This is a genomic window from Streptomyces sp. NPDC096311 (assembly GCF_044763085.1).
Taxonomy (GTDB): Bacteria; Actinomycetota; Actinomycetes; order Streptomycetales; family Streptomycetaceae; genus Streptomyces.
Genome location: NZ_JBIWFN010000057.1, coordinates 1 through 11294, shown reverse-complemented (window position 1 = coordinate 11294; position 11294 = coordinate 1). Strand labels below are relative to the sequence as shown.

Below are 11294 nucleotides of genomic sequence, written 5' to 3'. Positions count from 1 at the left end.
AACTGCGCCCGAGCACGGTTCACTTCATGTGCGTCCACACACTCAGCATGCCGCTGAACACGGCCGACAGAAAGACCTAACGGAGTCCTACTAGGCGCGAACCTCCGACCACAGCCTTCCAACGCGGGCATGACCGAGCCCAACGAGTTCTTGCCTCACGTAAGACATGGCTTGACGCGTTCGGTGTACTCCTGGACGGGGCCGACGAGCTGGTGGCGTTGCAGTAGTCACCGTGCCTTTTCCTCGTCGGCGCGGCCGCCTGCTCCGAGGGTCCGGCGCGGGGGCGGGATGGCTGCGGGGTGGGCGCCGAGTACGCCGCGGACCCACAGCTCCTCCAGGTCGGGGAGACGGACTCCGGGGAGGGAGTCGAGTAGGTCGGCCTGGGCGGCGCGGATGCTGTGCGCGGCCTCGGGGCCGGGGCCAAGGGTGCGGCGGGCTGTCACACGGTCATCGTACGATCGTCCGCTCCGGCGGCCGCGCTTCTCTGCGCGGTCCCTGACCAGGTCAATCAACTCCCTCATGGTGGAACAGCACACAGTGAACACGCACGAGCCCGCCATGTCGTTTCTCTTGGGGCGGATTAGCGAGGGTGTTCAGTCAGCGCGATGACTGTCGAGCTCAGTGGTGTGCGCCGGCTACCGCCTAGGTGTGCGACACGTGTCGCACGTAGCGGCCTGATTGCATCAGGAGTATTCACGTGTCCGCCGCGAACTCCTGCGCGTTTTCCTCCGGCAGTCCCTCGGCGCCCGTCTCGCCGGTGTGCTGCCCCGGCCGGTGCCACCGCGCTCGAGGGTCCGGAAACGCCGTCAATACGATGCTCACTGTGAATCTTCAGGAGTTGATAGAAGAACAGACGAGTCTTCACGATGTCCCGGCGGTAGCGGTGGGTTCGTCGGTGGCGGGTGCACGCACCACGGCGACCCGGGGAACGGTCGAGGTGACGGCGGAATCGTGTTTCCGTATCGCGTCGTTGACGAAGGTCTTCACCTCCGTGGCGCTGGTCCGCGTGCTGCGGGAGAACGGTGTCCCGTTGGGCGTACCAGTCATCGAACTGCTTCCCAGTCTTGCGCCGGACTGGCGGGCCGACGAGAGCCTCACCGTCGAGCAGATTCTGGGGCAGGTCTCTGGCCTGCGTGAATCGGTGGACGCGGCAACCGTGAAGGCTTTGGGCGATGGGGACGGCGCGCTGCTGGAAGCCGCCCGCCTCGTGGTCAGCGCCGGGAACGAGCGGGAGCCCGGCGAGCGGTGGTCCTACTACAACGGCAACTACTTCCTGGCCGGCTCGATCCTTGCGGCCCTGAGCGGCACGACGTTCGAGAACGCGTTGGAGGGAGCCCTCCTCGACCGCTGGGGCCTTGAACGGACAGGTTTCGAAACCGCGGCGGCGTCCGTCACCGGGTGGAACGGCACGACTGAACTCCCACTGCTCGGCTATCCGCGCACCCGTCGGCCCAGCGGGGGCCTGTGGTCGTCGGTGTCCGAGCTCCTGGCCGTCGGCGAGGAACTGCTCGCCGACCGGGCTCTCCTGGAAGAGATCCGCTGTTCGCGTACCCGGTCCGACGACCCCATGGCCTACGGGTTGGGGTGGGCCCTGGCTCCCTCGGGTCAGATGTATCTCAACGGACGGCTACCCGGCTACCGGGCTGCCATGGTGCTGATCCCGGACCGGGACTACGTGAGCGTGGCCCTCGCCAACCAGGAGACTGCCCTACCCGCCTTGGCGCGACTGCTCAGCGACATGCAGCAGCCCCTGACCGGGGACGACATTGCCAAGGCGGTCAACGACTTCGCCGCCTGAGACCTCGGGCTGAGCTCCGGGTGCCACGGTCAGTGGTTGACCTGGGTCATCAGCTCGCGGTTGGCCGCCCGCGCGGCGGTGAGGTCCTCGTCCCGTTCGGCGAGTTCCGCGCGGAGGTCGAAGATCTGCTGCTCCCACTCGGTGACCCGGCGAATGAGCGTTTCGACGTCTGCCGGGGCGCCGAGGCCGGAGGCTCCTCAAGCCGCTTGCCCCAGGGCCTCGGAGAGGCGTCGTTCGAGGCGGGTGATGTGCGTGGACAGGCGGCTGTTGCGGGCCGTGAGGTTCGCGACGTCGGCCAGCAGCGACCGCCTGTTGACCTGCGTGCCCGTCGTTGCGCCGGGCGGGGGCTCGCCCGCGCGAGCGAGAACGGCCGCATGCAGGTCGCCGTGACGGTGGATCAGGCTGCGGTGAACGCCGGCGGCGCGGGCGACCGCGGAGACGCTGATCTCCTCGCCGCTGGCGGCGAGCTGGTCGAGGGCCTTGAGGACTCGGGACCGACTGCGTTCGGAGTCCGCAGCCTGCGCCTTGACCAGGTGCTCCGGTGATGTGGTCATGCGTCGTGCTCCAGCCGCAGGTTCGGCTCAGGTGCCCGGACTCCAGGCATGCCAAGGGAGACCGTGCGGGTCTTGCGCAGGGTCCGGGTGGCTTCCTTGATCTGCTCACGTTCGTCGTCGGTGAGTCCTTCGAGGTCGCTCTCGACGCGGCGGAACAGGGTGCGGATGCGCTTGATCTCCTCTTCGGACGGGGTCGACTCGGTGCGTGCCCAGTCATCCAACTCCGTTGTAGCGGCGAGGCGTTCGCGGTCCCGCAGAAGCGTGTCGAGGTAGGCCCGCAGCTCCGGCAAGTACGACGGGTCTGTGCGGAAGTGATCGCAGCCCACGCAGCGGAACCGGAACGGGCAGCCGTGGCCGCCGGCCTTGACGTTGCTCGACTCGACGCAGATGCCGTAGAGGACGGAGACCTGATCGATCCGCAGGCGGGCAGGCCACACGCCGGTACCAGGTCCGGACACGCTTGGTCTCTTCGCCGGAGTGGGACTGTGGGCGCCAGCGCCCCCACTGGTCAGCCTGAGTCACGACGCCTCCGGTAACTGCGTGGCCTACAGGGCCAGTTCCAGCATGCTCTCCTCCAAGCGGCAGAGGCATCGGGCAGGAGATCACCCTAGGGTCTGAAAGCCGGGCGTGGCCTGTCGTTGTCACGCTGCGGCGGGCTCCTCCATGCGGTCGAAGGGGCTGGGGTAGGCGGCCATTTCCTCCAGCCGTCCGATGACGTCACGCGTATCGCCCAGGGCCCGGTGGCCGCCACCTCGCGTACGCGAGGGAAAGAGTCACCCGTCCGGGCGTCGAAAACGGCACCGTCCCGGAACGCCCCGGCGCTGTCACCGGCCGTCGATAACGTGACCGCCGTGATGGTGGGCACCGAAGAAACCCGGCTGGTCGTGGTCCGCGGTAACAGCGCCTCGGGGAAGTCGTCCGTCGCGGCCGGTTTGCGCGAGCGGTTCGGCCGCGGCCTGGCCCTGGTCGGCCAGGACAACCTCCGCCGCATCGTGCTCCGAGAGCGCGACCGGCCCGGCGCCGCGAACATCGGCCTGATCGACCTGACCGCCCGCTACGCCCTGGACGCCGGATTCCACGTCGTGGTCGAAGGCATCCTCTGCGCCGACCGCTACGGCGACATGCTCGCGCAGCTGCGCGCCGATCACCGTGGCCCGACCCACGGCTACTACCTGGACGTGCCGTTCGGCGAAACCCTCGCCCGGCACGCCACCAAGCCGATCGCCGATGACGTCAGCGAGACGCAGCTGCGCGACTGGTACCGGGCGCGCGATCTGCTGCCCGGCGCCATCGAGACGGTCATCGGCGCCGACAGCGCCCTGCACGAGACCGTCGACCGCATCATGAACGACACCGGCCTGGTCCACCTGCCCGCTGTGGACCGCTGACCGGGGCACTGTTGCGACAGATGGTGCACCTGCGTGCCGTCACAGCCGCGCCGGCCCTGCCCCGGCCATGAGGCCGACCACAGGTGCGGCCACGCTGCGCCCAGCCCCGACCATGGGGTTGGCTGTGCCGCACTCACCCCCGACCACGGCTGGTCAGCGCGCTACGTCTACCGAAACACACGTCCGGTCCAGGAGACTCGCTGGCCGGGGCCGGGGCCGGGGCCGGGGCCGGGGCCGGGACGCCACACGGGTGCGGAGGGGGCCGTACTGGAGCAGGTCGGCCAGCGGCGCCGCCAGGACGGGGACGTCGCAGGGGAAGCGGGACGGCGCCAGCAGTCCGGCCCCCCCACGCAGGGCGCGGATCCGGTTCTCGACACCGGCGGGACCGATGCCGTCCAGGACGAACAGGACACGGGGGAAGAGCGGGTAGCGCCGCCGCCACTCCTCCAGCGCCGGCTCCTGGAGGGCCGGCCGGCGTCCCGAGACCGCGGGCACGTAGCGGTAGAGGCGCTCGTACGAGGTCACCTTCGCGGCGAGGCGTTCGGGGCCCATGGTGGCCCGGTCGACTTCCACGAACGCCCGCAGCATCGCCCAGTCGTCGCCGTCGGCGGGGCCGCTCAGGTAGTACCGGAGCGCGTCAGGGATGACGGCCTCGCCGCTCCCGATCGGATCGTGGACCTCGCAGATCCAGTCAAGCGGCCGGCACAGCTCGCCGCGGCGGCGGGCGCCCTCGAGGAAGAGGAGCGCGGTCTCGGTCACCGTCAGCGCGCGGCCGATCTTCAGTCGCACGACGGTCGGATCGGACCCGACCAGACCTTCGTCCTCTCGCGACAGGGACCCGTCCGCACGGCAGCCGACCAGTGGTTCCGAAGCCTGCACATCACCCCCACATCACGGCCGAACCCGACGGCCACGAAGCCCTGCTGCGCGAGGAGGAACTCGCGCGGGCGGCGCTGGAGGCTGGCGTCATTGGGTGGGGCGCAGGTGTTCTTGGTCGAGGACCAGCAGCTCGATTCCATTTTGCTCGCATGCGGCCTGGGCGGCATTGCGGGTGTCCTCGGGGATGGGGTGGACCGAGGCCATGAGATGGATGTCCACGCCAATGCGGGCGCTGGTGTCGATGTCGTGCTCGATCTGGGTTGCGTCGAAGTCGCGGGGGCTGGTTTTGCTTTCGCCGGCGACGACTTTGCCCTGCCGAATACCGTAGACGTCGGCCTCGCCCCTCACACCGCCTTCGAAGCGGAGGTCGATGCCGGGAAGGAGGTGTGAGGTGGGGTGCTGCTCGACGCGCGCCGCGATGGTCATCAGGTGAGGCAGTACGCCCAGGTCTGCAGCCTGGTCAATGAAGGTGTTCAGCCGGTACAACACGATGGGACCGGTGTCGATGCTGGTGTAGCGCGCAGATGCTCCGCAGCCAGCGCAGGTTGCGGCACTGGTGGTGTCCGGTAGCCGAACGAATGTCTTCTGCCCGCACCGTGTGCAGTCGGATTCCAGTCCTCGCGCTGCCCACTCCACCGCGCACAGCTGCTCAAGCGCGGTCGCAGCCTGTTTGCCCGGGAGCTGTTTGACGGAGCGGTAGGTACGGCGGGCCCGGCCACCTCTGCAGCCAAAAGCGGCCTTTACCGCGAATGGACAAAGACCGCCATGGTTCACACGAACATCGGCATCGCGGGCGCCGCCGCGGTCGCCGCCGCCGTCAGTACGGGCGTCGGCGGTGGCACTATGGACGAGGCCGTGGCCGCCGCGGTGAGCGCGGCGCGAGCCGGCGCCCGGCGCGGGCACTGGGTTGCAGGGGCCGACATAGCCACCCGTGTCGCGTGGGCCTGGGACCTGGTTCGGGGCCTCCCGGAGGCCGAGGCCCTCGACCGGATCGTCACGCTGGTCGGCACCAGCGTCGCCAGCCAGGAGTCTGTGCCCGCCGCGTTCGCGGTCCTCTCCGTGGCCGACGGCGACCCTTGGCGGGCCGCCCTGCTCGCCGCCAACCTCGGCGGCGACAGCGACACCATCGGCGCGATCGCCGGTGCCGTCGCCGGGTCGGTCACCGGCCTCGCGGCGCTGCCTGCCGAGGCCGTACAGACCCTCCGCACGGTCAACTCCCTCGACCTGGAAGCCCTGACGGACGAGTTGCTCGCCCTGCGCTGAACGGGCCGCACCGCCCTCCCCTCTCCCACCGCCCGCTCCCCGCACATCGCAAGGAGGTTCCGTCATGACCGCTTCGAAGACGAGCGATCGCGTCGGCACCATTGAGACCCGAGGAATCGAGCCGGTTCCCGACGGCGAACGGCACGGCCGGGCCGGACAGATGTTCTGGACCTGGTTCACCGCCAACATCAGCATCCTGGGACTGCCCCTCGGCGCGACGCTCGTCGCCTTCCGCGGGCTGAACGTCTGGCAAGCGGTGCTCGTCGCCGTCGTCGGGGCCTTCGGTTCCTTTGCGCTGGTGGGTGCCCTGAGCCTGGCGGGCAAAAAGGGCGGCGCGCCCGCCCTGACCCTCTCCCGCTCGGTGTTCGGACAGCGCGGCAACGCGGGGCCGACCCTGATCAGCTGGATGAGCCGGGTCGGCTGGGAGACCATCTCCACCACCACGGCGGCGTACGCGCTGCTGGCGCTGCTGGACACCGTGTTCGGCGTCGGCCAGAACACCGTGCTCACGGTCGTCTGCCTGCTGGTCTTCATCATCTGCACGCTGCTGATCAGTGGCCTCGGCCACGCCACCATCATGTGGATCAACAAGTGGGCCACGGTCGTCTTCGGCCTGCTGAACCTGGTCGTGATGGGCTTCCTGGTCGCCACCGTCGACTGGGCCAAGGTCCTCGACACCCCGGCGGGCCCGGTCAGCGGAGTCATCGCGGGCATCGGGTTCATCGCCTCGGGCACCGGCATCGGCTGGGCCAACGCCGGTGCGGACTACGCCCGCTACCTGCCCCGCACGAACCCGGGCCGCCGGCTGATCACCGCCTCGGCGTTCGGCGCGGGCATCCCGCTGGTCTTGTTGATCTCGCTCGGTTCGCTGCTCTCGGCGGACGACAAGTCCCTGGCCACCGCCTCCGACCCGGTCGCCGCGATCAACGCGATGCTGCCCTCCTGGATGGCGATCCCCTACCTCATCGCGGCCTTCGGCGGGCTGCTGATGTCGAACCACCTCTCCACCTACTCGGCCAGCCTGACGATGATCACCCTCGGGCTGCGGGTGCCGCGGGCCGCCGCCGTCACCCTCGACGTGGTGTTGATGTTCGCCGGCGGAATCTACTTCATGCTGATCGCCGACGACTTCTACGGGCCGTTCTCCACCTTCCTGACCCTGCTGGCCGTGCCCATCTCGGCCTGGATCGGCGTCATCGCGGTGGACTCGCTGCGGGGCCGCACCTACGACTCCGAAGCGTTGATGGACACCACCCGCACCAGCCGGTACTGGTACTCGGGCGGCTTCCGGCTCCCCGCCGTCGCCGGCTGGGCCGCCGCCATCGTCGCCGGACTGCTTTTCACCAAGGCATCGACCAGCGACACCGACGTGTAGTTCGCGGGTCCGCTCTCGGACACCTGGCTCGGGGAGAACGGGCTCGGCTGGGCCATCTCGATGGCCGTCGGCGCCGCGGTGTACGCGCTGTTCGGCTGGCGCCCCGGCCCCGCGGACAGCGACGACGCAACCATCTCGCCCGCTCTTCAGGAGGCCTGATGATGACCCGCCGACTCGTCCTCGCCGGCAATGTCATCGCCGACCTGGTCATCGAGGTGCCCGCGCTGCCCGAGCGCGGCGGCGACGTCATCGGCACCCGCACCGAGACGACCGCCGGCGGCGGCTTCAACACCCTCGTCGCGGCCCGGCGCCTCGGCACGGAGGCCGTCTTCGCCGGGCTGCATGGCACGGGCCCGCACGGCGACCCGGTTCGGGAGGCGCTCGCGGCCGAGCACATCGTGCCGCTGCTGCCCGCCCGTACGGACGGCGACACTGGTTTCACCGTGGCTCTGATCGACGCCGGGGGCGAGCGTACCTTCGTCACCAGCTTCGGCGTCGAGGCCGCCCTGGCACCGTCGGACGTCGACGCCGTCGCCGCGCAGCTACGCCCCGGCGACCTGCTCCAGCTCTCCGGCTACGGGCTGGTGCTGCCGGGAAACGGTCCGCTGCTGTCCACGTTCACGGCCGGGCTGCCGACTGACGTCACCGTCTGCCTGGACCCGGCGCCGCTGGTGGCCGACATCCCCGAGGCCGTGCTGTCGCCGGTCCTGGCCCGCACGGACTGGCTCAGCGCCAACGCCCGTGAGGCCCGGCTGCTCTCCGGGCACGAGGACCCGCGGGCCGCCGCCATGGCGCTGCGGAACCGGCTGGCGCCAGGCGCAGGGGTGCTCGTCCGGGCCGACAAGGACGGCTGCTGGCTGGCGACCCCCGGCGAAGCGCCGGTGCATGTGCCGGGGTTCCCCGTCGAGGCGGTGGACAGCAACGGCGCCGGGGACGCGCATGTCGGCTCGTTCCTCGCCCTGCTCGGGCAGGGACAGGACCCCCTGACCGCCGCCCGCGGGGCCAACGCCGCCGCTGCCTACGCGGTGACCGGAAGTGGCCCGGCCACCGCACCGGACCGCGCGGAACTGGCCCGCTTCCTCGGCGACGACCCCCTCGAACGACTGCTCTTCGGTTAAGACACCGTGACGTCGGCGTGCTACGCCTCGTTGCCTTGTCTTCCGTGACGGACCTGGCTGCCAGCTGCCCGTACAGGACGGCCGCAGCGTTCAGGGCGGCGGCTCGGATCTCCTGGTCTGCGTTCACGCTTCCCCTCCCAGTTTGCTTACAGGGCGCTGCGATGTCGGGATGGCCAGGAACGCTGCGCGGGCTGCGACCCGCTTCTCCTCTGTCCGGTCGGCGAGGAAGGTGTCGACAGCGGCGAGGCAGCGGCCCGTCGAGTCGGGACGCCCGTTCAATCGGCCGAGCTCAGCTGACCGCCCTGGCGTCGCTCTCGCCACGGGCTGACGTGAGAGAGGGCGGGATCGGTGTGAAACTGGGCGCGGAAGGGGTGATCCCCGTATCGGACCCACCACACGCGTCCTCCGGTCCCGACACCGCCGTCGACGAGAATCGGCTGGAAGAGCTGATCATCGAGGCGCAGACTGCCCTGCCAGTCGAACTGCCCGCTCTGGCGAACCGGTGCGCCTGCGCCCTCGGCCTGGACACCGCGTTGATCTACCTCGTCGACCTGCAACAACAGCTGCTCATCCCACTCGGCGAGGCTTTGGAGCCGCTCCCGGTGGACCGCTCGTCGGCCGGCTGGGCGTACCGCACGGTCTCCCCGCGGGTGTCCGAGGCCGACGACGGCTTGATCCTCTGGATGCCTCTGGTCGACGGTGCAGAGCGGCTGGGCGTGCTGGCGGTGCGGACCGCCTCGCTCGACGGGGTGCGGATGCGCCGCAGCCGGATGCTGGCCCATCTGTTCGCCATGCTGATCACCTCCAAGCGCGCCTACAGCGACTGGCTCGCCGCCCGCACCCGCACTGCGACCATGCGGTTGCCCGCCGAGATGCTGCGGGCCTTCCTGCCACCCCGCACCATCGGCAGCAGCAGGTGCGTATCGACCGCGGTCCTGGAACCGGCGTACGACATCGCCGGCGACGCCTTCGACCACTCCGTCGCCAAGAACATCCTGCACACCATGATCCTCGACGCCATGGGTCACGATCTGACCGCCGGCCTGACCACCTCGGTCGCCATGGCGGCAGCGCGCAACGCCCGCCGGAGTGGTGCCGACCTGGCCGACGTCGTCGGCTCCGTCGACGGGGCGCTCGCCCAATGGCTGCCCGACCACTTCTGCACCGGCGTGCTGTGCCGGCTCGACGCCGAGACCGGGGTGCTGCGCTGGGTCAATTGCGGTCACCCCCCACCGCTGCTGATCCGTGCCGAGCGGGTGCTCAGCCGGGCGCTGGACAGCCCCCCACAGCCGCCGATCGGCCTGGCCGGCCCACTCGCCCCGGCAGCCCGGCAGGTCCACGAGGCGACCCTGGAACCGGGCGATTGCGTCCTGCTCTACACCGACGGTGTCGTGGAAGCTCGCGACGCGGACGGTGCGGAGTTCGGCCTTGACCGGTTCACCGACTTCATCATCCGCTCCTCCGCCGCCGGACAGCGCCCGGCCGAGGTGCTGCGGCTGCTCATCCACGCCATCCTCGATTACCAGCGCAACCAACTGCGGGACGACGTGACCATCCTGCTCTTCGAATGGCGGCCGCAGCACCGGTGATGCGGTAGCGCGCCGAGCCTCATTGTGCTCGTGCTCCGTCTTCAGCCGGGCCGGGTACTCGGTCGGCACCCCCTCCCCCGGCATGGGCAACCTCGAGACGAACCTGCACGTCGTGGAGCCCGGGCTGGGAATCCGAGGAAACTCAATGCGTCTCTGTGCGGCGGCCTAGGTGTATTGATCACGAGTGTTGTTGACACTCGCCGGTGCTTGATCAAGGCGAAGACCTCCGGTGTGGTGGAGCTGTCTAGGAACACACCGCACGGAGGTCTTCGTGTCCCACCGTAATGCCCGGCTGACCGTCTTCGGGAGACGGCTGCTGGTTGAACGTGTCCGTTCCGGTCGTCCGGTCCCCCATGTCGCGGCCGAGATGGGGATCTCGCGGGCCACGGCCCACAAGCGGGTCCATCGGTGGCGGACGGAGGGAGAGGCGGGCCTGGCCGACCGCTCCAGCCGGCCCCGGACGACGCCGCACCGCACCCCGCCCCCAATCGAGGCCCGGGTGTGTGAACTACGGCGGGAACGCAAGCTCGGGCCCGCCCGGATCGGCCCGGTCCTGGGCCTGCCCGCCTCGACCGTCCACCGGATCCTGACCCGCCACGGCCTGAACCGCCTCGCCTGGATGGACCGGCCCACCGGCACCGTCATCCGACGCTACGAACGCGACCGCCCGGGCGAACTCATCCACGTGGACGTGAAGAAACTCGGGCGGATCCCCGACGGCGGCGGATCCCCGACGGCGGCGGACACAAAGTCCATGGACGCCAGGCCGGGCGCCCGGTCCACGGCATGGGCTTCGACTACATCCACTCCGCCGTCGACGACCACACCCACCTCGCCTACAGCGAGATCCACACCGACGAGAAAACCGCGACCTGCGCAGGCTTCCTCACCCGCGCGGCCGCGTTCCTCCACACACACGGCATCACCCGCGTCGAGCGCGTACTCACGGACAACGCCTGGGCCTACCGCAAGGGCCTGGCCTGGACACAGGCCCTGGCCGAGATCAACGCCACCGGAAAGCTGACTCGTGCCTACCGCCCGCAGACCAACGGCAAGGTCGAACGCTTCAACCGCACCCTGCTCGAAGAGTGGGCCTACCTACGGCCCTACACCAACAACGACCAACGCACCGCAGCCCTCGACGACTTCCTCCACGGCTACAACTACCATCGCTGCCACACCGCACTCAGCGGCAAGCCACCCATCACCCGAGTCAACAACCCGTCGGGTCAATAGGGTCTGCTGCACGATCGGGTGACATCTGAACTGGCTTGCCCTGTGGGGCGGGTGGGAAGGATGTTGCTGTGCCCAAGCCTTATCCGGAAGAGTT

Annotated in this window: 9 protein-coding genes and 3 pseudogenes; 7 read left to right on the top strand and 5 right to left on the bottom strand. The window is 69.8% G+C overall.

Going from position 1 to position 11294, the window contains the following annotated elements; all coding sequences use genetic code 11:
* Nucleotides 1–227: 227 nt before the first annotated feature.
* Nucleotides 228–443: a hypothetical protein gene (locus tag ACIRA5_RS53380; RefSeq protein ID WP_403705893.1), complete on the bottom strand. Its 216-nt coding sequence runs from the start codon at nucleotides 441–443 to the stop codon at nucleotides 228–230.
* Between the two features lie 371 nt (nucleotides 444–814).
* Here ACIRA5_RS53380 and ACIRA5_RS53375 point away from each other — a divergent pair, with 371 nt between their 5' ends.
* Complete coding sequence (locus ACIRA5_RS53375; protein ID WP_403705890.1) at nucleotides 815–1798, top strand: serine hydrolase domain-containing protein; 984 nt, start codon at nucleotides 815–817, stop codon at nucleotides 1796–1798.
* Nucleotides 1799–1995: 197 nt separating this feature from the next.
* Here the strand turns inward: ACIRA5_RS53375 and ACIRA5_RS53370 are convergent, their stop codons facing one another.
* On the bottom strand, nucleotides 1996–2352 hold the full coding sequence (locus ACIRA5_RS53370; protein ID WP_403705887.1) for a DUF6262 family protein: 357 nt from the start codon (nucleotides 2350–2352) through the stop codon (nucleotides 1996–1998).
* Entirely contained in the window at nucleotides 2349–2810 is a 462-nt protein-coding gene (locus tag ACIRA5_RS53365) for a transposase (RefSeq protein WP_403705885.1), read from the bottom strand. The genes ACIRA5_RS53370 and ACIRA5_RS53365 overlap by 4 nt, the downstream gene beginning before the upstream one ends.
* A 396-nt stretch (nucleotides 2811–3206) precedes the next feature.
* Here ACIRA5_RS53365 and ACIRA5_RS53360 point away from each other — a divergent pair, with 396 nt between their 5' ends.
* On the top strand, nucleotides 3207–3740 hold the full coding sequence (locus ACIRA5_RS53360) for an AAA family ATPase (protein WP_403705899.1): 534 nt from the start codon (nucleotides 3207–3209) through the stop codon (nucleotides 3738–3740).
* Nucleotides 3741–3893: 153 nt separating this feature from the next.
* On the opposite strand, the gene ACIRA5_RS53355 is transcribed toward ACIRA5_RS53360, so the two are convergent.
* Both ACIRA5_RS53355 and ACIRA5_RS53350 read right to left on the bottom strand, forming a co-directional pair.
* Complete coding sequence (locus ACIRA5_RS53355) at nucleotides 3894–4529, bottom strand: replication-relaxation family protein (RefSeq protein ID WP_403705882.1); 636 nt, start codon at nucleotides 4527–4529, stop codon at nucleotides 3894–3896.
* A gap of 177 nt (nucleotides 4530–4706) precedes the next feature.
* Nucleotides 4707–5108 (bottom strand): hypothetical protein, encoded by a 402-nt coding sequence (locus ACIRA5_RS53350; protein WP_403705879.1) that lies wholly within the window; start codon nucleotides 5106–5108, stop codon nucleotides 4707–4709.
* Between the two features lie 207 nt (nucleotides 5109–5315).
* Between ACIRA5_RS53350 and ACIRA5_RS53345 the strand changes: the two are divergent.
* The 5 genes and pseudogenes from ACIRA5_RS53345 to ACIRA5_RS53325 all read left to right on the top strand — a co-directional run.
* Nucleotides 5316–5882, top strand: a pseudogene (locus ACIRA5_RS53345) (ADP-ribosylglycohydrolase family protein); the annotation flags it as partial.
* Nucleotides 5883–5946: 64 nt separating this feature from the next.
* Nucleotides 5947–7416 (top strand): annotated as a pseudogene (locus ACIRA5_RS53340) (purine-cytosine permease family protein).
* Nucleotides 7417–7418: 2 nt separating this feature from the next.
* A complete protein-coding gene (locus ACIRA5_RS53335) occupies nucleotides 7419–8375 on the top strand; it encodes a PfkB family carbohydrate kinase (protein WP_403705896.1) in 957 nt (318 codons plus the stop codon).
* 371 nt (nucleotides 8376–8746) lie between these two features.
* A complete protein-coding gene (locus tag ACIRA5_RS53330) occupies nucleotides 8747–9964 on the top strand; it encodes a PP2C family protein-serine/threonine phosphatase (protein ID WP_403705876.1) in 1218 nt (405 codons plus the stop codon).
* Between the two features lie 271 nt (nucleotides 9965–10235).
* Nucleotides 10236–11200 (top strand): annotated as a pseudogene (locus tag ACIRA5_RS53325) (IS481 family transposase).
* The last annotated feature ends 94 nt before the right edge of the window (nucleotides 11201–11294 follow it).